General features: G+C 43.2%; 20 protein-coding genes and 1 pseudogene. 10 read left to right on the top strand and 11 right to left on the bottom strand.

Annotation, left to right across the window (positions count from 1 at the left end; all coding sequences use genetic code 11):
* Nucleotides 1-16: 16 nt before the first annotated feature.
* A complete protein-coding gene (locus tag LI112_RS09115) occupies nucleotides 17-1141 on the bottom strand; it encodes a DUF362 domain-containing protein (protein WP_227190599.1) in 1125 nt (374 codons plus the stop codon).
* A gap of 267 nt (nucleotides 1142-1408) precedes the next feature.
* Between LI112_RS09115 and LI112_RS09110 the strand changes: the two genes are divergently transcribed.
* The 3 genes from LI112_RS09110 to LI112_RS09100 all read left to right on the top strand — a co-directional run bounded on the left by LI112_RS09110 (nucleotide 1409) and on the right by LI112_RS09100 (nucleotide 4637).
* Nucleotides 1409-1861, top strand: coding sequence for a DUF5684 domain-containing protein (locus LI112_RS09110; RefSeq protein WP_227190598.1), 453 nt, complete (start codon nucleotides 1409-1411; stop codon nucleotides 1859-1861).
* Between the two features lie 177 nt (nucleotides 1862-2038).
* Entirely contained in the window at nucleotides 2039-3271 is a 1233-nt protein-coding gene (locus tag LI112_RS09105; protein WP_227190597.1) for an iron-containing alcohol dehydrogenase, read from the top strand.
* Nucleotides 3258-4637, top strand: a complete 1380-nt coding sequence (locus LI112_RS09100) for an aldehyde dehydrogenase (RefSeq protein ID WP_227190596.1) — start codon at nucleotides 3258-3260, stop codon at nucleotides 4635-4637. The genes LI112_RS09105 and LI112_RS09100 overlap by 14 nt, the downstream gene beginning before the upstream one ends.
* Before the next feature lie 84 nt (nucleotides 4638-4721).
* Here LI112_RS09100 and LI112_RS09095 read toward each other — a convergent pair whose 3' ends face one another.
* Entirely contained in the window at nucleotides 4722-5453 is a 732-nt protein-coding gene (locus LI112_RS09095) for a class I SAM-dependent methyltransferase (RefSeq protein WP_005424220.1), read from the bottom strand.
* 186 nt (nucleotides 5454-5639) lie between these two features.
* On the opposite strand from LI112_RS09095, the gene LI112_RS09090 reads away from it, so the two are divergent.
* Both LI112_RS09090 and LI112_RS09085 read left to right on the top strand, forming a co-directional pair.
* Entirely contained in the window at nucleotides 5640-6014 is a 375-nt protein-coding gene (locus LI112_RS09090; protein WP_022389024.1) for a DUF3783 domain-containing protein, read from the top strand.
* A gap of 402 nt (nucleotides 6015-6416) precedes the next feature.
* Nucleotides 6417-6755, top strand: a pseudogene (locus LI112_RS09085) (glucose PTS transporter subunit EIIB); the annotation flags it as partial.
* A 105-nt stretch (nucleotides 6756-6860) separates the two neighbouring features.
* On the opposite strand, the gene LI112_RS09080 reads toward LI112_RS09085, so the two are convergent.
* The 8 genes from LI112_RS09080 to LI112_RS09045 all read right to left on the bottom strand — a co-directional run bounded on the left by LI112_RS09080 (nucleotide 6861) and on the right by LI112_RS09045 (nucleotide 16045).
* Nucleotides 6861-8069, bottom strand: a complete 1209-nt coding sequence (locus tag LI112_RS09080; RefSeq protein ID WP_227190595.1) for a DVU_1553 family AMP-dependent CoA ligase — start codon at nucleotides 8067-8069, stop codon at nucleotides 6861-6863.
* Nucleotides 8066-9391: a radical SAM (seleno)protein TrsS gene (trsS, locus tag LI112_RS09075; RefSeq protein ID WP_118699511.1), complete on the bottom strand. Its 1326-nt coding sequence runs from the start codon at nucleotides 9389-9391 to the stop codon at nucleotides 8066-8068. The genes LI112_RS09080 and trsS overlap by 4 nt, the downstream gene beginning before the upstream one ends.
* Entirely contained in the window at nucleotides 9388-9819 is a 432-nt protein-coding gene (locus LI112_RS09070; RefSeq protein WP_118699510.1) for a DVU_1555 family C-GCAxxG-C-C protein, read from the bottom strand. Before LI112_RS09070 ends, trsS begins: the two co-directional genes overlap by 4 nt.
* Before the next feature lie 3 nt (nucleotides 9820-9822).
* Complete coding sequence (locus LI112_RS09065; RefSeq protein ID WP_118699509.1) at nucleotides 9823-10356, bottom strand: class I SAM-dependent methyltransferase; 534 nt, start codon at nucleotides 10354-10356, stop codon at nucleotides 9823-9825.
* Nucleotides 10357-10578, bottom strand: coding sequence for a DVU_1557 family redox protein (locus LI112_RS09060; protein ID WP_148445077.1), 222 nt, complete (start codon nucleotides 10576-10578; stop codon nucleotides 10357-10359).
* On the bottom strand, nucleotides 10578-12869 hold the full coding sequence (locus tag LI112_RS09055) for a pyridine nucleotide-disulfide oxidoreductase/dicluster-binding protein (protein ID WP_148445078.1): 2292 nt from the start codon (nucleotides 12867-12869) through the stop codon (nucleotides 10578-10580). The genes LI112_RS09060 and LI112_RS09055 overlap by 1 nt, the downstream gene beginning before the upstream one ends.
* Nucleotides 12870-12984: 115 nt before the next feature.
* Entirely contained in the window at nucleotides 12985-15747 is a 2763-nt protein-coding gene (locus LI112_RS09050; protein ID WP_227190594.1) for a molybdopterin-dependent aldehyde oxidoreductase, read from the bottom strand.
* 37 nt (nucleotides 15748-15784) lie between these two features.
* Nucleotides 15785-16045, bottom strand: coding sequence for a hypothetical protein (locus LI112_RS09045; RefSeq protein WP_118699505.1), 261 nt, complete (start codon nucleotides 16043-16045; stop codon nucleotides 15785-15787).
* A 167-nt stretch (nucleotides 16046-16212) separates the two neighbouring features.
* Between LI112_RS09045 and LI112_RS09040 the strand changes: the two genes are divergently transcribed.
* Genes LI112_RS09040 through LI112_RS09025 form a run of 4 tightly spaced genes read left to right on the top strand, consistent with a single transcriptional unit; the run spans nucleotide 16213 to nucleotide 20118 of the window.
* Entirely contained in the window at nucleotides 16213-17142 is a 930-nt protein-coding gene (locus LI112_RS09040; RefSeq protein ID WP_118699504.1) for an NTP transferase domain-containing protein, read from the top strand.
* The gene (locus tag LI112_RS09035) at nucleotides 17135-18208 is read left to right on the top strand and encodes a histidine phosphatase family protein (RefSeq protein WP_227190593.1); all 1074 of its coding nucleotides are present in this window, start codon (nucleotides 17135-17137) and stop codon (nucleotides 18206-18208) included. The genes LI112_RS09040 and LI112_RS09035 overlap by 8 nt, the downstream gene beginning before the upstream one ends.
* Before the next feature lie 27 nt (nucleotides 18209-18235).
* Entirely contained in the window at nucleotides 18236-19261 is a 1026-nt protein-coding gene (locus tag LI112_RS09030; RefSeq protein WP_118699502.1) for an XdhC family protein, read from the top strand.
* Nucleotides 19258-20118 carry a TylF/MycF/NovP-related O-methyltransferase gene (locus tag LI112_RS09025; RefSeq protein ID WP_118699501.1) on the top strand — a complete coding sequence of 287 codons (861 nt, stop codon included), beginning with the start codon at nucleotides 19258-19260 and terminating at the stop codon, nucleotides 20116-20118. Before LI112_RS09030 ends, LI112_RS09025 begins: the two co-directional genes overlap by 4 nt.
* Before the next feature lie 90 nt (nucleotides 20119-20208).
* On the opposite strand, the gene LI112_RS09020 is transcribed toward LI112_RS09025, so the two are convergent.
* Nucleotides 20209-21336: an ABC transporter substrate-binding protein gene (locus LI112_RS09020; protein ID WP_118699500.1), complete on the bottom strand. Its 1128-nt coding sequence runs from the start codon at nucleotides 21334-21336 to the stop codon at nucleotides 20209-20211.
* 171 nt (nucleotides 21337-21507) lie between these two features.
* Between LI112_RS09020 and LI112_RS09015 the strand changes: the two genes are divergently transcribed.
* The gene (locus tag LI112_RS09015) at nucleotides 21508-22551 is read left to right on the top strand and encodes an iron ABC transporter permease (protein ID WP_227190592.1); all 1044 of its coding nucleotides are present in this window, start codon (nucleotides 21508-21510) and stop codon (nucleotides 22549-22551) included.
* Nucleotides 22552-22553: the final 2 nt, after the last annotated feature.

The raw sequence follows: 22553 nt of genomic DNA, 5'->3' as shown, positions 1-22553 counted from the left end.
AGCAGGTCTTTCTGATTTATTTAATTCTCTTCAGCTCATACTCTCTTGTTCCAAGACCGATTTTCTCAGCCTGATCCAGAGTTGCCTTCCATTCAATATTCGGATTGGAATCCTTGAAATGATCATGGTGGCAATGCCATCCCGGTTCTGCCAGATGTTCACCCAGCTGACTGTCTGCAATCGGTGTTGCCTTCAGACAGGCATCTGCACATGCCTGATCCAGTGCAACCGGGTCAAAGCTTGCAAACATTCCAATATCCGGAAGGATCGGTGCATCATTCTCACCGTGACAATCACAGTTTGGACTGATATCCTGAACCAGTGCGATATGGAAATGCGGGCGTCCATGACAGACTGCCTGTGCATATTCTGCCATCTTACGGTCAAGCAGCTCGTTTGCACTGCTGTTTGGATTATAGACAGCATCAAAGCTGCAGGCTCCAATACATCTTCCACAACCCTTACATTTATCATAATCGATCACAGCTTTTTTGTTTACATATGTAATTGCGTCACTTCCACATTCTTTGGCACAGCGATGACATCCACGACAGACTTCTGCATTGACTGCCGGCTTACCACTTGCATGCTGCTGCATCTTTCCTGCACGGCTTCCACAACCCATACCAATATTTTTAAGGGCACCGCCAAAGCCTGTTGTTTCATGTCCCTTAAAATGACTCAGGCTGATAAAAACATCTGCATCCATGATTGCATGTCCGATCAGTGCGGTCTTGCAATACTCACCATTCACTACCGGTACTTCTACTTCATCCGTACCTCTCACGCCATCACCGATAATGATCTGGCATCCTGTTGTAATCGTATTAAATCCATTTAAGTTTGCACAGTTCAGATGTTCCAGTGCATTCTTTCTGCTTCCCGGATAAAGTGTATTACAGTCTGTCAGAAATGGCATACCACCCTGCTCTTTGCACAGGTCTGCAACAACTTTTGCATAATTCGGGCGAAGAAATGCCATATTTCCAAGCTCACCAAAATGCATCTTAATTGCTACAAATTTTCCATCCATATCAATATCTTTGATACCGGCTGCCACACAGAGCTTTCTTAACTTATCTAACTGACTCGTTCCGACCGGACAGCGAAAATCAGTAAAATAAACGGTTGATTTTTCCATGTCTGAATCCTCCTAATATAAAAATATTTCAAGTATTATCACTCAATAACTATAATAATACTTGAAGTATGGTTGAAGTCAATATTTTTATAAATTTTATCGTCTGTCTTTATCTACAACAGCTATGAATTCGTCACTTACATACACAATTCTACCATCCGGAAGAGAGACACATAACCAGTCGTTTTCATCTGCACACATCTTGACATGGCATCTGGAATGTGCTTCAATGAACTCAATTACAAAAGGGAAAGAGGTGTCCAAATTATGGGACTCATTGGAATCGGAGGTCTGTTGCTCTTAGGCGGCATTTATCTGGTATTTGCTTTCATATGGTGGCTTCTTCAGATCATTGCCAACTGGAACATTTTCACAAAAGCCGGTGAAGCAGGATGGAAAAGTATCATTCCTGTATACAGCGATTACATTTCTTACAAAATCGCATGGCAGCCATCCTATTTCTGGCTTGTTTTTGTTCTCGGAATCATTACTTCCGTTGCTAACGGAATGGCAGATCCGAATGGAACCAATACCACAATCCTGCTCATTGTCTCACTGATCCGAATCATCCTTGCAATTATCAGTATCCTCTATTGCATAAAGCTTTCAAGAGCATTCGGCCATGGAATTGGTTTTGCGATCGGTCTGATGTTCCTGCAGCCAATCTTTATGCTGATTCTTGGATTTGGCAATGATCCATACTATGGAGCAGACAGATAACTTAGAAACCATTTATAAGAGAAAAGATTCTCGTTCTGAAAAATTTCAGTCGGGAATCCTTTTTATATTCGGTATTATTTTTCTTTACAACAACAATTTGAATGCTATAATAGGAATGTTTTGAATACAAATATTTTGCAATTCAAATAATTAAATCATCGAAAGGATTTTAGATTTATGAATACATTACGAAAAATTTACTGTCGTGCTTTCCAGAAAGCCTTTAAATTTGCACTTCCATTCCTTCCATATCGCAATCCTGAAGTTATCGGAAGCGTGAAGTCCCTGCCTGAAATTCTTCTCAAAAAGAAATGCGATAACGTTCTTATCATCACAGATAAAGGCATCCGCAATCTGGGACTGACCGACCGCCTGGAAAGAGCCCTGAAAGGAAACAATATTTCTTATTCCATTTATGACAAAACCGTTGCCAATCCAACTACTGTCAATGTAAAAGAAGCTGAAGACCTCTGGTACCAGTCTGAATGCAAAGCAATCATTGGTTTTGGTGGTGGCTCCAGTATGGACTGCGCCAAAGCAGTTGCTGCGCGCATTGCAAAACCGAATCAGTCTCTTGCACAGATGAAAGGCATCCTGAAAGTACACAAAAAGCTTCCACTTCTGATCGCCATTCCTACCACTGCCGGAACCGGAAGTGAAACAACTCTTGCAGCCGTTATTACTGATGCAGAAACAAGATACAAATATGCGATCAATGACTTTCCTCTGATTCCAAGATACGCTGTTCTGGATCCGAAAGTCACTTTAAGCCTTCCGCCATTTATCACTGCTACCACAGGCATGGATGCCTTAACTCATGCTGTCGAAGCTTATATCGGGAACTCTACAACACCTGGTACCCGAAAGAATGCACTGGATGCCGTACAGCTGATCTTCGAAAATCTGGACCGTGCCTATACAAACGGTTCGGATAAGGAAGCTCGCAAAAATATGCTCCGAGCTTCTTATTTTGCAGGCTGTGCTTTTACCAAATCTTATGTTGGATATGTTCATGCAGTTGCACATACCCTTGGTGGCCAGTATAATGTTCCTCATGGACTTGCAAATGCAGTACTTCTTCCATTTGTACTGGAATCATATGGAGATACGATTCATTCCAAACTCGCCCGACTTGCCCTGTCAACCGGTGTTGCTGACAGCAGTACACCTGAAAGAGAAGCCGCACATGCTTTTATCCAGGCAGTCAAAGATATGAAAAAACGTTTCAATATCGGGGATACTATACCAGAAATCAAAGAAGAAGACATTCCAAAACTGGCTCATTATGCAGACAAAGAAGGAAATCCTCTCTATCCGGTGCCGGTACTGATGGATGCACACGAACTGGAAAAATTTTATTATATTCTCATGGACAAAAAACAGGAGGACACTTCGAATGAATCAGAATGACATTCATAAACTTATAGAAAAACAGCGAGCATATTTTTACAGTAATGAAACTTTAAATATAGAAAAACGCATTCATGCGTTGAAAAAACTAAAGACATGTATCCAGAAAAATGAAGCAGAAATCGCAACGGCCCTGGAAGCAGATCTTGGCAAAAGTAACTTCGAAAGCTACATGTGTGAAACAGGTCTGGTCTTAAGTGAAATTTCTTATATGCTGAAACATATACGCAGATTCACACGTGAAAAACGGGTGCACACACCACTCTCGCAGTTTCATTCCCGGAGTTTTACCAAACCAGGTCCATATGGTGTCGTTCTGATCATGAGTCCATGGAATTATCCATTCCTGCTCTCTCTTGATCCACTGATTGACGCAATTGCTGCCGGAAACACCGTGATTCTGAAACCAAGTGCTTATTCACCGAATACCAGTAAGTTGATTGAAAAAATGATCCGGGAATGTTTTTCTCCGGAGATGGTTGCAGTTGTCACCGGTGGACGTGCGGAAAACACCAGCCTGCTGGAAGAACATTTTGATTACATCTTTTTCACCGGCAGTCAGAATGTCGGCAGAGAAGTGATGAAAAAATCCTCCGCACATCTTACTCCTGTAACGCTTGAACTTGGCGGAAAAAGTCCCTGTATTGTTGACGAATCTGCTGATTTGAAACTGGCTGCACGGCGGATTGTTTTTGGTAAATATCTGAACTGCGGACAGACTTGTGTTGCTCCGGATTATATCTGCTGTCACAGTTCTGTTAAGGATGCTTTTCTTGCAGAAGTAAAAAAACAGATTTCACTTCAATTTGGGGAACAGCCGCTTTCCAGTTCAAATTACGGAAATATCATCAATGAAAAACATTTCCATCGAATTTCAGGTCTGATCGATCATGATAAAGTCATTTTCGGCGGCCATAATGATCGCAATACACTGCGTATTGAACCTACAGTTATGGATCATGTAACCTATGAAGATAAAGTAATGCAAGAAGAAATTTTCGGGCCAGTCATGCCCGTTCTCACCTATAATTCACTGGATGAGTTAATCGGTAAGATCAATTCTATGCCGCATCCGCTTGCTCTGTACTTTTTTACCCGTGATAAAGTGGCTGCTCGTAAGGTCACCTCTCAGTGCCAGTTCGGTGGTGGCTGTATCAACGACACTATTATCCATCTCGCGACCAGTGAAATGCCTTTTGGGGGATTTGGTGAAAGTGGTATGGGTGGTTATCATGGCCGTGAAGGCTTCCGGACTTTCTCCCACTATAAGAGTATCGTGGACAAAAAAACATGGCTGGATCTGCCAATGAGATACCAGCCATATAAGAAAATTAATGATAAGTTGATTCATTTCTTCTTGAAATAAATATGACGGAAGGGATATCTGTATATCCAGAGGTTCCCTTCCTGAATACTTCAAATATCATCTTTACATTTTAGTCTAATTTCTTTATAATGTATAACAATCATAACGGATGGCTTTTCCATTTAACGTGTAGGAAGGTTTTCTTCCGGCAAGGAATTCGCTCTTCAGCGGACGTTTTACGATAATCTTCTCCGGTGTAGCTTTGATTGCTGCATCAAAGAGATCCGTCTCTTCGGAACATGGTGGTTCAAGTTTCTGGATCAGCTGTAGCTTCTTGTTGATGAGGCTGGATTTCTGTCGTGCCGGGAACATGGGATCGAGGTAAATAACATCTACCGGATCCAGAAGTTTGGACATACATTCTACGCTGTCTCCCTCGACCAGTTTCATCCGGGCTGCGATTTCCTTCAATATCGGATGTTTCTTTGCGCGCCGCAGTGCGTCTTTCAAAAGGACAGCAACGACCGGATTCTGCTCGTACAGGGTTACTTCGTATCCCTGCGCTGCAAGCAGGAAGGCATCTTCTCCCATACCTGCCGTGGCATCAATCGCCTTGCGTCCTTCTTTTTCTGATTTGGCAGCCCGCACCAGCATTTCATGCTGCAATCTCCCGTTTGTGACACGGTGAAGCATATTTTCAAAATCGCCCTGATAGGTTAATCCATATCCCGTCAGAGAAATACCTTTCGAATCGAACAAAACTGTCAGGTTTTTTCCTGGTTTATCTGCAATGATGCTCTCCGTTTTCCGTGCAAAAGATTCTGCCTGGTCCCGTTGTCCACCTTTTCCAATACATACTGCAAATTTATCATTCATGCTATTTTTTTCACTTTCCTAGGATATGGATATCTTACACTGAAATTCAGAAAATTACAATTACTGCGATCGTCAAATGACATACAGAAATTTTCTGTTGCCATTACATGTAAAAATGTTATAGAATATTTATAAAAGAATGCTAAATAATTCTCATTATAAATTCAACATATAAAGGATGGAAAAATGGCTCAGATTATCTTAACTTTTGGACTTGGAAAAGAAAAAATCAAGGTAGTCCGCAGTATTGCTCAAAAAAACAGAATTCAGATAAAAGAAATCTCTCGAAAAGATTATAATCAAAAACTTGGTGCCCTCGCCGGGATTCAGGGATTTGCTAAAGAAAAAGTAATCTATAACGGCCCGGATTTTCCTCTGGAAATGATTGTATTCTCTGGAATAGATTCCGCACAGATAGATTCCTTCCTGGCAGACTACAAACAGACTGGTGCTCAGACAGTTCCCTTAAAAGCAATCATTACTCCTCAAAATATTTTCTGGACCGTAGAAGCACTCTTCAAAGAATTATGGAAAGAGCACCTGCATTTTCTTCCTGAATAAGTTTCTCTGACGCGAAAATGTCAATAAATGTTAACAATAATTTGTGACATGCTCCCACCACTTAAATCTCTGATTTTGAAGTGGGGGCTTCTTGCTCAATGGCTCTACAGAGCCAAGTATCTACAAGCTATCCTCGCGTGCCCCGCGATTTTTATTAGTCCGGTTACGGACTTCTTATTGTGCTGTCATGCACATTCCCTGCATCGCAAAATCGATCCCAATAAATTTTTCTGCCGGTCTTTTTTCTGCTGTTTGGTTTTCACAGCAAAATAAAAGACTGGCAAAATATTTTCCGGATGGCTCCCTGCTGACTGTCACAGATTTCAGTTTCCATTTTTCTGATATCGGACGGTGAAGCTTCATTCTGACAGCCGTCATCTTAGGCAGTTTCAAATATTTTCCTTCCAGTTTGCAATCAAGAAATTCGATCTGAAAACTCCTGGCAGAGAAGATGACGACGATCTTGAAGCAGAGAAAAAAGTTGAATTAGGAAGCAACGATTACACAGCAGTCGCAGCAAAAATCCTCGAAGGCTGTGGCGGAAAAGAAAACATCACAAGCATTGACAACTGCATCACAAGATTAAGACTTGAAGTAAAAGATATTACTGCAGTCAGTGATAAAGTAATCAAATCTGCTGGTGTTGCTGGTGTTATCAAACCTGGCAAACCTTCCGTACAGGTAATCATTGGACCAAAAGTTCAGTTTGTAGCTGACGAATTTTCCAAACTTTGTGAATAATTAGAATTTAAAAATACCGGACTGTCCTGATGGATAGCCCGGTATTTTTTCCTTGGGAGGTAAGATGATGGAGCATACAAATAATTCCTGTTGTGGTGGTCCATATTATCCGGTATAATAGAGTATCACGCGTTTTGCAGAATATAAGGCTGTATCTTTCCATTCTGCTTTTCTGCAATTCAGAGATATGGTATCTCCGTCTGTCAGAACATTCCTGAGTGATTCCATTCCTTTGTCTGATGTGAGAAGTGCTGTAATTTCTTTTTTGTCTTCTGTGATCCTGACACTGTAATCTACCAGTTCCGGAATCTGAAACAACACATCATCCATCTCTCTGATCGTTCCGGGCTGACTGATCCGCTTCACAAAATCCAGGCGCTTTACTTCACTTCCACAGATACATCTTCCCGGAATAATACGTGTACAGTCTCCGGTCCGGTACCGGATCAGAGGCTGTGCCTCCATTCCAATGGTTGTGATCACCAGTTCTCCCCATTCTCCATCAGGAAGTACGTTTCCCTTTTCATCTATGATTTCCATAATACAATGATTTTCCCGCATATGCATGCCATCATGAGCAGCACAGCAGATGGCTCCGCCAAGCCCCATCTCTCTGGAACCATAATGCGGCCAGAGCTGTGTCTCCAGAATTTTTTCTATCGCATTCATCACTGTTTCCGGACAGGCATCGCCAGATACCAGAGCTCTTTTTATACTGCCTTTTCCACACATTCTGAGCATGGAAAGCAGTGCCACCGGCATACCGACATAAGTATCCGGCTGCTCTTTTTCCAGAATTGTTTTTAGTTCGCCGTAAGTTCTGCCAGTTCCGGTCAGGAGAGGTTTTGCGCCTATACGCCTGATGGCCTCCGCGATCAGTTCTCCAAGACCGAAGGGACCGGAAAACGGCATGGCAACCATAGTCGTACTTCCAGGATAAATAAACTCACCAAGTCCCGCTATAAAAAGCTCTATCGTATGTTCACAGTCTCTTTCTGTGTAAAATACACGTTTACCGGCACCGGTTGTTCCACTCGTCTGTTCTGAGATTACTCTCTGGACTTCTCCCTGTGAACACAGAAGCATCCTTCCACTGTTTTTCGCCAGCTCCGACTCTGTCGTAAACGGAAATGTTTTCAAAGCATCCAGATTTTCCAGTTTTTCCGGCAGATTCCTGTAAAATCCCTCTCGTTCTTTTTCTCTTTTCAGAACAGCATTCAGTTTAGCAAGCTGTATTTTATTTAGTGCTTCTCTCGTAACTTCTGCAATACCTTCCTGCTTACAGATCATTTCATCAATATTGGTTCGTTTCACTTTCTGTATAAATATGTTCCTTTCGAATTAGTCAGGTTGTAGGCACAAAACGGTACCATACCATATTCCGAATCCACTTCACAGATATAGCAGCGTTTCAGACGGTCAAGTTCCAGATTCCAGGCATCCTGAAAAAGCATTCCTGATACTGCAAAGGTCTCATTATGAACCCGATTCAGAAACTCATCCAGTGCGTCTGTCTGCGTCATCTCACCCTCATCATAAGTTTTTGTACTGTAGCTCCACTGGTTCTCAACATACTGTCTGGAATCATCACTGGTTGTACAACAACATCCTTTTCCGGATTTCTTTTCAAGAAGCTTTAATTTTCTCTCACCTTTTCTCAGATAACTCGCATGAAAAGAACAGTATGGATTCTCAGCTCCGCCTCCGGCAAAATCCTCTGCTTTCATGAGTCCCTCTGTCTGTTCCTCGATCAGCTTCAACATCCTCGGTATCGTGATCGGATTTTGCGGGCGTTCCTGTGAACACCTGCCAAAATAACTGATTGGCTGAAAATGTACCCCTCGTACGAATGGCATATGATCCAGAGCAAACTTCAGGATATCCCCTGCCTGCATATCATTCACTCCGGGGGCAATGACCGGTACCAGAGCAATTCCAAGCTCCGCCTCGGAACAGTTCCGGACAGCTTTCTTCTTCACTTCCATCATATCCTGTCCACGAAGCGTCCGATAAACATCATCACTCACTCCGTCAAACTGAAGAAACACCGTGTTCAGTCCCGCTTTTTTCAGTTTTCTGGCATATTCCTCTTCCTCTGCAAGGCGGATCCCATTAGTATTCAGCTGAAAAAATGTAAAACCTTTTTCTCTTCCCATACGTATGATTTCAGGAAGATCATCTCTCATCGTCGGCTCACCGCCTGAAAGCTGTATATTAAACGGACCTCCATGCTCCATCAGAAAATCAAACTGTTTTTCTATTTCACAGATAGAAGGATCTCCTTTCTCCTGACTTTCACCTGCCGAAGCAAAACAGACCGGACAATGAAGATTGCAGCGCTTTGTAACTTCCAGAACCATACAGCAGCCTTTTCGTTCATGTTCCTCGCAGAGCCCGCAGTTATTCGGACAGGCCTTTTCTTTACTCTTTGGATTTACAGGAGTCTCAGCAGACAGATTTTCTCTTCCCCAGGAGAGGTAATCTGCTACACTTCCCTCCCAGATCAGTGTCCGGAATTTCCCATGAAGATCACATTCCTTTGTCAGATAAATCCCCTCTTCACCTATACATTTTTTAGCCGGAAGTACCTTCATACATACCGGACAGACGCTTTTCGTTTTACCAATTGTAATCAAACTTCAATTATCCCCCGTTCTGTCAGTATTTCCATAACTTTCATGTATGTCTCTGCGATGAGTGCAGGACATCTCTCCATGATCACTCCCCAGTCCAGATGTGTGATATCTTTACAATAAAACACTCCGAATTCTTCTTCCGTCTTTTCACGGAACCACTGATACAGTTCCTGCACAGCCGGTTTCATCTGAACATCTTCTTTCTCCTCCGGTGCCAGGTTGCCAAGGAAATATCCTATCGCACAGGCACCTCCTGTCAGACATCCGCATGTATCTCCACAATAACCGATTCCTCCGCCAAGACCACCCAGAGCTTTTACAAGCTGTGGATTTTCTTCACCTATGGTTTCCAGCGTCATGATCATCATCATCTGCGAACAATGATATCCCATGCTCCCAAGTTCCGCTATTCTTTCATAAAGGTCCATATGCTACTCCTTTCTGCCAATCACTGCCGTATAACTTAGCTTTTTTCCTTTATACTGCTTCTGCAGAAGCTTATACTCCTCGCAGCAGAATGAATCATTCCAGATTGCTTCCAGATAATATTCCCTCCAGAGAGCCGTCTGGTCTTCCTGGTGAAGAATGCAGAATCCTGTACATTTAACAACCTCTACAAGATTTCCCTGATCCAGATCTGACAACACGAGTAATCCGCCTTTTTTCAATACACGCCAACATTCTGAAACAGCTTTTTGCTGATCTCCGCTGACAAAAAATGCACACTGGCTGATGCAAAGATCCATACTCTCTGCTGTGTAGTCAAGGTTCAGAAAATCTCCTTTCTGTACATCCCTGCTCCGTGGTGAAAGATCCACTCCATGTGCATTTATTCCCAGGGATTTCAGGATTCGCACGGTCTCACCTTCACCCGCTCCAAGATCAAGGGCTTCCATTCCTTTCCTGAATTTGACATATTCCAGAAGATGGAGTGTCTGTGCCTCACCACCCGGATGTCTGTTCATTTATTTGTCCTCCAGTGCACGTTCCACTGCCAGAACTTTTCCAAGAGCCAGTTCCTCCGGAACATAGACAAAACCACACTTTGGACAGACCGGCATCTCAACCGGAAAACCGTTTTCCAGATACATGAATTTTGCTTTTCCTTTTACCAGTGGAACCTTGCATTTGTTGCAGGTCAGCTTTCCTTCCGGATCAATCGTATAATAGTTTCTCTCAACTGCCATTATTGTCCCACCCTTTTCATAATATTCATTCGATGACTGTATGCTCTGCGTACCAGATACCCTTCTTCTGTTTCTATAAAACGCACCCAGAATGTTACATTTCCAAGTCGACTTCTTGCTACCAGTTCTTTTGTTTCTTCATCAAGGACTGCTTCCTGACTTTCTCGGTAATCTGCCAGCACTCTCTCAACGTCACTCTTAAGGATCATACGTTCATCCATCATTCGGATCGCATCTTCTGTATAGGTCACGGTATAATCTTTTTTTTCCATCATCAGTTCCTCATTCCAGATATTTTTCAGAAGTTTTTCTTTCAGCATAAGCCTGTTGTATCGTTTCTCGCTGATATCCGGCATACTGCAGGCATGATCTCCATACAGTAGTTCCAGAATATGTCTGGACTCTCTTCCTTCTCTGACAAATCGATCTCTGCATGCCATGCAATATGTCACATATGGTGCATCTGAACGTTCCAGACATTTTGCTGCCATTTTGGCTGCCATATCCTTATTCGCATATGCCGTCAGGCCGCCATACCCACAACAGGGAGACAGATCTCTGGAATATTCTGTATTTTCAACTGTACATCCCATTTCGGTCAGAAGCTCTCTTATCGTATCCTGTGTATGTACATCTCCTCTGGCACCGCAGGCATCATGTATTGCAACCGGTACTTCCAGTCCCCTGGCCGTCTCGGGAAGTCCGATTTCCTTCAAAATTTCCCAGACTCCTGTGACCACTGCACCAGTACTCTCTTTTAACTGTTTCATACAGCTCGGACAACCTGCTATGATTGCAGGATCGCCAAGCTTTGCAAGCTCCTGTTTCAGCTGCTCATTTACTTTTTCTGTCATTTCATAACGACCTGCCCATTCACTGATTGCACCACAGCACCCCAGAATCAGTGCAACCCCGCCTTCAACTCTTCTGCACAGGTCTTCATATACATCCATGACTACATCCGGCGCAATCGCTCCGGCCTGACATCCTGGAAAAAACACATATCTGCAGATATCAAATCCAGGCTGAGGTTTACATAAAAAAGCTTCTGAATTTGAAAACAACATGTCCATCAACGCAAACTCATGCGGCGCCAATGGCATCTTATCCGTGGATACCATGTTTTCTCTTGCGGATCTGCAAACCTGACTCATATCAAATCCGTTCGGACATGTCACCGTACACTGTCCGCAGAGTGAACAGGAATTCATCGCTTTATTCATTGGATGATCTCCCATAATAATCTGGGTATTATTATAAATTTCACGGGCCAGAAGACCCGGATGCTTTTTATATTCACTTAAGTAAACACAGCTTTTTATACACTCATCACAATGACACTGTATGCATCTCTTTGCTTCCTCAACAGCCTCTTCTTTCGAATATCCCTCTGCACCACAGGGGATTCTTTCTGACCCTTTGATGCCTTCTATATTCGTATAAAGCCTGGTAGTAACTGCTCCTTCACTGCCTCTGTTGCTGTACGGAGAAAGATTCTGCACGAGAAGATCTACCGTCAGGGCGGCTCTCTTTGCAGAAAAAGCAGCATCCATCACTGATTGTGTTGATCCGCTGACGATCCTGGCCTGTTCTCTCAGCATGATTTCTATATCTGCTTCTTCCTGTGGTGCCAGCTTTTGTGCAATCTCTTCTGATGCACAAACCACATCTGCCAGTTCCATCTTTTCTCTGATAAATACAGGATCAAGACTGCATCCGAATTCAAAAACAAGATCCATGGATTTCAGACGTTTCGCTTCATTCCGACAATCAGATTCCGACAGATGTGCAGCTGCTGCAATATACTCTTCATAATTTTCTTCCTGACAGTAAATAGTTGTAGGATACATTTTCCGCTCCAGTTCCCCTGCCAGAAACAGTGGAAATAATCCTGACCCGAAAATTACTGCCTTTTTCTTTTTTCTTATACGAAAAACACTGCTCCGTTTTCCGGATTCCCCATATCGGACAATTGCGCGCTCTACTTCACGTATGGATACACCGTCGCCAATTTCACAAAGCTTACATTTCTCTTCACAGGGAGCCGTGCATCCGTCGCAGAGAATCATCGGAAATGGAGTGATCTTTTCATAGATTGCCAGAGCCTTCTTAAAATTTCCTTTTGCAGCATAAAACAGCATCTCTTTTGTATCTACTTTGAAGGGACAGGCCGCAACACAGTACGCCGGCTGATCATGGACGCAGAGACTGATCATATGATCCATCTCTTCCTTTGACATTCGATTTACATGATACACATGAGTAGAACCTCTTTCCTGTATATATGTCATAGCCTGCACTCCTTTCGTTGCTGTGAACCGGATCAATACAATTCTTTCGTCTCTAAAGGGGAGACAGTTTACCGTCTCCCCTCATTATATCACATGATAAAATCAGATTTATGATTTATTTCTCAAGTTCCTTCAATGCTGCAAGAACTCTTTCCGGACGGGCAGGAACACGTGTAATACGTGCACCTGTCGCGTTGTAGATTGCATTCAGGATTGCAGGATGCGGAGCATCCAGTGGAGCCTCACCACAGCCGGCAGCGCCATAAGGGCCACTTGGACGATAGGTTTCATTGAAATGAAGTTCAATATCATCCGGCGCATCCTTCGGGTATGGGATACCACAATTTTTCAGAGTGGTATCGTGGTTCAAATCTTCAAAGTCTTCTGTCAGAGCAAGACCCAAACCCTGCACAAGGCCACCATAGAAGTTGCCTTCTACAAGAAGTCTGTTCATGATCGTACCTACATCGGCAACACATGTAAATTTCTCAACAGTAACCTTGCCGGTTTCTGTATTAACTGCAACTTCCGGAAGGAAAATCGTGTACATATAAGTTGCAAACGGATCACCCTGTGCCGTATCCTGATCGATCGGATGATCTGCACAGAAGGTTGTTACCCAGTTACCTTCATATTTTGTTTCAAGACCTTCCGCTACCATTTCGTCATAAGTACGGAACGTTCCATCTTCTTTCTTCATTGCTGCAACAAGGTTTTCTGCTGCCAGACGGCATGCATTGCCTGACATAACCTGTGAACGAGAACCACCTGCCGGACCTGCATTCGGACATGTCTTAGTATCATTCATAACAAGTTTGATCTGTTCAGGTCTGATTCCGGCCTGACGAAGTGTTTCATGAGATGATACAAGAACGCCCATATCCGCACCCTGTCCATGATCTTCCCATGCAGCATACATTGTAACAGTTCCATCCGGATTCAGTTCTGCAAAAGCATTGGATGTATCAACACCATCAAGTCCGCAGCCATAAACACCAAGAGATACACCGATACCATATTTTATCTTGCCATCAGAAGCTGCATTCTTCTCGGCAACACGTTTCTTAGCTGCTTCATACAACGGACGTGCAGTCTTGAACAGTGCTTCCTCACAATATACTTCCGGCGGATAACCTGTCGGGATCGTGGTTCCTTCAGATTCCTTGTAACAGTTCATTTCACGCATATCAAACGGATCGATTCCCATCTTTGCTGCCAGAACATCAATTGCGATCTCAGATCCCATATAGGACTGCGGAGAACCGTAAGCACGGAAAGCAGATCCCCATGCATGGTTAGTAAATACTGTTGTAGATTTGTTACGGATAGAATTGATTCCATAACCAGCGCCTGTGAACTGAGAAAGTCTCATGGTAAGCAGATCACCAAATTCTGAATATGGACCATGATCCACATAATTGTTGCCCCAGAGAGCAAGGAGTTTACCATTTTCATCTGCCGCAAGTTTAATATTCATAAATGCAGGAGATCTCTTTCCTGTATAAGTAATGTTCTGGAACTGATTGAATACCAGAGATACAGGACGCTCAAGAATTTTTACAGCTGCACCGATCAGGGCTTCATTTGTCGGAGAGAACTTGTAACCAAAGGTTCCTCCCGCATGGTTCTGAACAATTCTTAAATTCTCCATCGGAACGCCGATACCATCAGCGATCATCGGCATATGGAGATGAATACCGATAGATTTGGAATGCACTGTTATCATACCATCTTCATCAATGTAGCCATAACCACAGTCCGGTTCAAGATGGAGATGTGGCTGACGTGAACAGTAGGATTCGATCTCTACCTGCTGTGAATCCGGAATGCTGTCCCAGTCAAAATCAGGTCCCTTGATACAGTTTGTCTCAAAGAATGCATTTGGAACACCTGGATGGATTTCTGCCGCATCCGGTGCGATCGCATCCATTGCATTCATATATGCAGGAAGTTCTTCAATCTCAACTTTAACTGCATCTGCCGCTGCACGTGCATGTTCTTCTGTATCAGCTGCTACGATTGCAATCGCATCACCAAACTGGAAAATCTTCTCATCGCAGAGTACCGGACGTTCAAATCCATCTGTCTTATTGTGTTTCGGAAGCATTACAAGACCATTAATCTTGTTTGTTCCGCCGGCTGCTTTAATGTCTTTTGCAGTGATAACACGGAAAACCCCCGGCATGCCTTCTGCTTCTGTTGTATCAATGCTGAGGATGTTCGCATGAGAAACTTTTGCCTGTGTAAGTGCCAGACGAAGAGTTCCCTCCGGCATCTTTAAGGCATCATCTGCACCAAAATCCCAGGTACCTGTTACCTTCTGTGCTGCTGATGGACGAATATAATTTGTACCAACAATAGAATCACCGGTCTGTTTAAAAACAAGATCCTCTTTTGTCATCTCGCCACGCATAACTTTTGCTGCTGCCATAGTTGCATCGATGAGCGGCTTGTAACCGGTACAGCGACAAAGGTTACGCTGTTTGTTAAACCATTCTCTTACTTCTTCTCGAGTCGGGCTTGGATTATTGTCAAGAAGAACCTTCGCTGAGATAATGAAACCTGGAGAACAGAAACCACACTGTGCACATCCGTATGCCATCCAGGCAACCTGGATCGGATGCATATCAGAAATTGTTCCCACACCTTCAATGGTTGTAATCTCTGCATTATCCGGAACACGACTCATCTTATAGATACAGGATCTTGTAACTTTTCCGTTCATAATTACGTTACAAGCTCCACAATGGCCCTCACCGCAGCCAATCTTACATCCCGTAAGAAGAAGATGATTACGGAGAACCTGTGCCAGTGTTTCATCCTTATCAAGAATAAGGATTCTCTCAACACCATTGATCTTCAATGTCTTTTTGATCATCTTGCATCCCTCCTGTTAAAAAAATGTCCCTATTATGTTACTGATCTTCCGGCTTATGTGTTCCGCATGGATCATGATCCGCACCCTTGCCCGTCAGATCTTTGAGTCTTTCCATTCCTCTGGCAGAATAGAAAACAATGGAAGAACTGCTTCCATCCAGATTCTCACCGCTGAGTTTTAATACATTTGCATTTTCGTAATAATCCATCGGAAGTGTCCGGCTGTATTCAACTCCCGTACGCTCATCTTTTACCTGTATGGTAACTTCTTTTGCGGTAATTTCAAAAATCTTATCCATGAAAAAGTTCTCCTGTCCACATCATTATGTATATATTCATTCTATCATGCTTTTTTACAATATTGCAAATTACAATTAAATAAAATTTGGCTATTTTCACACAATTTTCTTTTTTTTATGATATAATGGTATCAATTTTATACAATGCCTTTAAGGAGGTGACTATCATGCAGACAGGTGCCTTGATTGTTGCTGCCGGAAAATCATCACGAATGGGAGACTTTAAACCCATGCTTCAGCTTGGATCCATTTCCATTGCCCAGCGAGTGATCAATAATTTCCGGCAGGCCGGGATTTCTAAAGTAGTTGTGGTAACAGGATATAAGGCAGATGTGCTGGAGCGCCATCTTGCCTCCAATAATGTAATCTTTCTTCGAAACGAAGACTATGCAACAACTCATATGTTTGATTCTGTCCGGATTGGACTGGAGTATCTGAAAGACAAGGTTGATACAGTGCTCTTTACCCCTGTGGACGTTCCACTGTTTACAGCCCGGACTGTCACTCAAATGCTCTCCGCAGACCATCCTCTTGTAACTCCGGTCTGTGAGGGTAAACCCGGTCACCCGATCCTGCTCCGTTCCTCACTTATTGATTCCATCCTGAAAGATGACGGCAGTTCAGGTCTTGAAGGTGCTGTAGAGCACTGCGGCACACCCATGTATTTTCTGAATGTGGAGGATCCCGGAATCATTCACGATGCCGACACACCAGAGGATTATGCCGAGCTTCTCCATGCACACAACCAGAGTCTGATCCGTTCAGAAATCCACATTCAGCTGGCTCGCGAAAAAGTATTCTTTGATGAACAGCTTTATTCGCTTCTGACGCTGATCCATGAAACAGGCTCTGTCCGCGATGCCTGTGAGCATATGCACATTTCCTATTCCACCAGCTGGAATCTGATCCGTACATTGGAATCGCAACTTCACGAACCATTGATCAGCAGAAGCCAGGGCGGTGTAAACGGAAGTCACAGTGAACTGACACCATACGGTGAAGAGTTTCTGAAACGATATGCGCGTTTTTCAGAAGAAACACGAAACTGTTCAGAAAAAATATTTGAAAATTGTTTCAGAGGATTTTTTAATGCGTGATCTTTATCTGATACGACACGGAAAGCCACAATATCCGGATGAGCATTCTTATTGTATCGGACAGACTGACCTGCCTTTATCCATGCTTGGACACTTACAGGCAGTCCTTTTGCACGAGGAACTGTCCGATAAGATCTCTGCAATATACTGCAGTCCTTTATCAAGGGCTGTCGATACAGCCAGTCATATAGCACCTGCCCTTCCACATCTGACTGTTTCCGAACTGTCAGAACGAAATCTTGGATCGTGGGACGGCCTTTCTTTTGATAAAATACGTCAAAAATGGCCGGCGATTTATGAGGCACGTGGCAAAAATCCGGAATGTCCGATTCCAGGAGCAGAGACTCCTCTGGAATCCGGTACACGCTTTTCACAGGCGATTTCCAGGATTCTTCATTCTTCGGACAGTAATATTGCGGTTGTCGCTCATACGGATGTGATCTCTTTTTATTTATGGATGCTTTATCCGGAAATATCTGACATACAGAAGTTCCGGCTTCCATGCGGCTCTTATTATCATCTAAGAGTAGATACAGAGGGAAATGCTGCCTTATCTGATTCACATTACATATTGCCGCATCCTGTTTTGAATGATGAATTATGTCGGATGCTCAGGAATTCTGTTGATCTCCCGCAGCATGTACAGGCTCACAGCGATGCCGTTACGGAACTGGCCTGCCGTTTATGTGATATACTTAAAGTTCATGGATATCTTTTTGATCAGCAGCTCATCCGCTCCGGTGCGCTTCTGCATGATATTGCAAGACTTCAGAAACATCACACAAAAACAGGCGGTGACCTTTTCTTACAATTAGGTTATCCCGAAATCAGCCAGATCATTTCACAGCATCATGGTTTAAAAGAAACAAAACTGGATGAAACGGCTATTGTTTTTCTGGCTGATAAACTGATTGAGGAAACACAGCGTGTATCTATCGAAAAAAGATTTGCTGACAATCTGCATAAATGCAAAAGTCCGGAAGCGATGAAATCACACGAACGCCAGTTAAAGCAGGCTCGCGCGCTGCAGGATATGATACAATCCATCTGTTATATAACACTTTAACATACAAAATTACCGGAGGTTTTTTATATGAGAACATTATTTCAGACAATAAAACAGCAATTTCTGGAGGGAAATGACCTTGTGCTTGCTTCCATCACAGCATCATCAGGATCGACTCCACGAGGTGCCGGATCCCGCATGCTGATCGGAAAAAGCGGTAGAATTGCAGGCACTATCGGCGGCGGCGCTGTCGAGTATCGTGCTGAACTTATGGCTCAGGATATTCTTGAGAAAAAAGAATCCTGCGAACATGAATTCCGACTGAACCGTAAGGATGTTGAGAATATCGGTATGATCTGTGGTGGTGATGTTACCGTCTTTTTCCAGTATCTTGATCATAATGATCCGGTTATTTCAGAGATTACAGAAACTGCCGCAAAATCATACGAGGAACGAAAGGATTTCTGGCTGATCTGTGATCTTAAGACAACCTCCGGCATGAGTCTTTACAGCCCTTCTTATGGCCTGATCGGAAATGCCGCTGTTCCTTCATCCATATTATCGTCCTTGTCTGCACAGCCATGCCGTTATCGCGGTGATGATTATGATTTGTTTTCAGAACAAATAGGCACATCCGGAACTGTCTATGTATTTGGTGGTGGACATGTTTCGCAAAAGCTTGTACCAATATTAGCAAGTGTTGATTTCCGCTGTGTCGTTCTGGACGACCGCCCGGAATTTATTGATCCTGTGCTTTTCCCGGATGCAGTTGAAACGATACTTTGTGATTTTAATCATCTGGACCAGAGTATCTCTGTCACAGATGCAGATTACTGCTGCGTGATGACACGTGGGCATGCTTATGACACAATCGTACAGGCACAGCTTCTTGCCACACCAGCATGTTATATCGGGGTTATCGGAAGCCGTGCAAAAAAAGCTGCTGTTTTCCGCAAGCTTGTGGAAGAGTACGATGTTACTGAACAAGAACTGGAACGGATTGTCTCTCCTGTAGGACTTGAGATTAAAGCAGAAACACCGGCTGAAATAGCAATCTCCATCACAGGACAGATGATCGAGGTTCGTGCCGACAGAAAGGCTGCCGCAAAATGATGACAAAACCTGTATATCGAACTGTAATCTTTGGTGCCGGACAGATTGGACAGATGACTGCAAGACTACTTGGCAGTTCCTGTAAACTTTTGTGCTTTGCCGATAATGATTCCCGGAAGCATGGACAGCATATTGGCCATGTTCCTGTCTGTTCCCCAGATGATGCAGCTGCACTTCTTCCGGATCTGATCATCCTGGGTGTATTAGATGAAGAACGACGTAACTCTATGAGAAAACAGATGGAAAGCTTAGGTTATCACGGACCATTTTGTGATCCATCTGCCCTTCGCATGTTCGATGCACGGATTGCTGTTATGCGTCTCTTATCAGAGCAGATCTATCAGTTAAATATTTCGGGAGATGTTGCCGAACTCGGTGTTTTTCAGGGTGAATTTTCTTCCCTGATCAGTGCTGCCTTTCCAGATCGCAAAATCCATCTTTTTGATACTTTTGAGGGATTTTCAGAAAAAGATGTGGCAATAGAGACCTCCTGTAATCTGTCCCGTGCCAGAACAGGTGATTTCTCTTCTACTGATGTTGACTCTGTTCTTCGCATTATGCCTGATCCTGCACGGACTGTAATCCATAAAGGATGGTTTCCGGATACTTTTGCCGATATTACAGATGCAGATTTCTGTTTCGTATCTCTGGATGCTGATCTCTACGCTCCGACTGCCGCTGCGCTTCCACTGTTTTATGAACGCCTTTCTACAGGCGGAGTTCTCCTGATCCATGATGTGTACAGCACACAGTTCTCCGGCTGCAAAAAAGCTGTTGATGAATTCTGTCAGAAAAACCATCTCTTCGCAGATCCTGTATGTGATCTGCATGGAAGTGCAATACTTCGTAAGATATGACTTTTCTTAATATGCCAAAATCTCCGGTTCACTCTGAACCGGAGATTTTTATCTCATTGTATAGTCTTATTCCACGTCTCTGCCTGACATTTATAAAGTTCCTTTAAGAACATTTTCCAACTGTTCATCAGATAGATCAACATGATAGAAAAGATTAAAAAACTCACGTATTTCTTCATTAACATCACATTTGATGTATTCTGGATAAACCACTGCGGAGAGCCAACGCATACCAATCAGACGATTGGGTCCGGCCGGACGATCCACCCAGCTGAACGGTGCATTTGGAGTTCCATAAACTTTGTTATCCTGTACCGCTTTTAACGAAGCGTAGTCTGGATTGCTCAGAATATCTTCTGCTGCAGAGTTTCCGCTTTTGTCTGCTTTTGGTTCACCATTTACAACGATCACATCTGGATTCCACGCAAGAAGCTGTTCAGCTGAAATCTGAACGCGAGATCCGTCTCCAAGTTCCAGATCTGCAACATTGGTTACATTGACCGCATCAAGGATCTGTGCATGCTGAGATCCTCTAGGTGCAGTTTCCAGAGAATCCTCTCCATTGCCAAAATATACACTGACCTTCTCGTCTTCCGGGATATCCGCAAGTGAAGCAATATCTGTAAATATCTTCTCTGAATACTCAGCAAGCTCTTCTGCATGATCCTCTACGCCAAGAAGTTCACCCATAAATCGAAACGCCTCTGCCGAATTATTGAGTTCGTTATCCACTGCAATAACCGGGATTCCCAGACTTTTCGATAACGCATCACAGTCAGAAACCATTGCATCATTGATTTTGCCACAATTAAGTGCAATTGTAGGATTAGCAGCAATTACAGCTTCATAATTGATCGCATCTCCCATTCCAAAATTCGGAAGATCATGATATTTTTCCAGAATAATTGACTTCTCAACGTCATTTAATTCATAATTCCATCCCAGAAGTTTATCAGGTGCAACCATATACATAAAAATTGCAGCAACCGGGCCTGTCGAAAAAACAGATTCTATATCTTCTGCTGCCGGGACAGTAACCTTTCTTCCAGCCATATCTGTGATCTCACGTGTTTCCCCGGTTTCCTGTGTTTCAGTCTGCTCCTCACTCTGTGTTGTCTCTTCCGAAGCCGCTTTTGTTTCCGAATAACCTGCAAAAAGGCTGACTGTCATCACGAAGCATAACAGCAACGCCAAAAGATGTCTGTGCTTTTTGTTCATAAATTCTCTCCCTTCTTTTCTCCATATTCAGTCAGATTTGACGTTTATTAAATTGACTATACAACTTTTTCGCATTATAATATATATGCGAATAGTTTTCAAAAGCAATTCGCTTTTTTCTGAGTATAGCGCCATAAACTCAGTTAGTCAAGTTACACAAGGTGAGTGATCATGAATTTGACAGATAACGCTAAAGAAATAAATACCACCCAGCGAAAACATCATCGTCTGTTACTGACAGTTATGCTGGTAATTTTATTTATAATTATAATACTTTCCTTTGGAGTCGGATATTATCCGCTTACCCCCTCTCAGGTACTGAAAGCATTTTTATCAAAATTTGGTTATAAGGGAGATATTTTGCCGCAGGCAGCTACCATATTCTGGAATATCCGTCTGCCGCGTATCCTCTCCGCTTTATTTATTGGAGTTTCCCTTTCAGTAGCAGGTTCCACTTATCAGGGAATGTTTCGCAATCCGCTGGTATCTCCGGACATCCTTGGTGTTTCATCCGGTGCCAGTCTTGGTGCTGCTTTTGCTATTTTAAACGGAGCTTCAAACTGGGTGATTCAGCTTTCTGCTTTTGCAGGCGGTGTGATTGCAGTTGCCGCATCCTACCTCATCAGCCGAAAGTCTGCACACTCTCACACACTCAGTCTTGTACTGACAGGAACTATGATCATGTCACTCTGCAATGCGGGCGTAACCATGATCAAATACATTGCAGATCCCAATGACGTTCTTCAACAGATCACCTTCTGGCTCATGGGCAGTCTGACCAAGACTACTATGAATTCTTTTGTATGGAGTGTCATTCCAATGATCATTGGACTAAGTATGATCTTTATTTTTCGCTGGCAGATCAATCTGCTCACTTTAGATGAAGAAGAAGCCAGAAGTATTGGAATAAATATTCGTAAATATCGTCTAATTTTTATCATTGCTTCAACCCTACTCAGTGCTGCAGCTGTTTGCCTTGGCGGCCTGATCGGATGGGTGGGATTAATGATTCCACATCTGGCACGCGCACTGGTAGGCGTGGATTATAACCGACTGATACCTGCAAGCGCTATGCTTGGCGGCGGATATCTGATACTGGTTGATGACATTGCCCGCTCCATTTTATCCATGGAACTTCCACTTGGTGTTGTTACAAGCATCATGGGTGCTCCATTTTTTATCTATCTTATTATCAAACGAAGGGAGCGTGCATAGTT

Source organism: Blautia sp. 210820-DFI.6.14 (genome assembly GCF_020558815.1).
GTDB lineage: Bacteria > Bacillota > Clostridia > Lachnospirales > Lachnospiraceae > Blautia_A > Blautia_A obeum.
The sequence above is the reverse complement of the archived record's forward strand: the minus strand, read 5'-3'. Positions and strand labels throughout refer to the sequence as shown.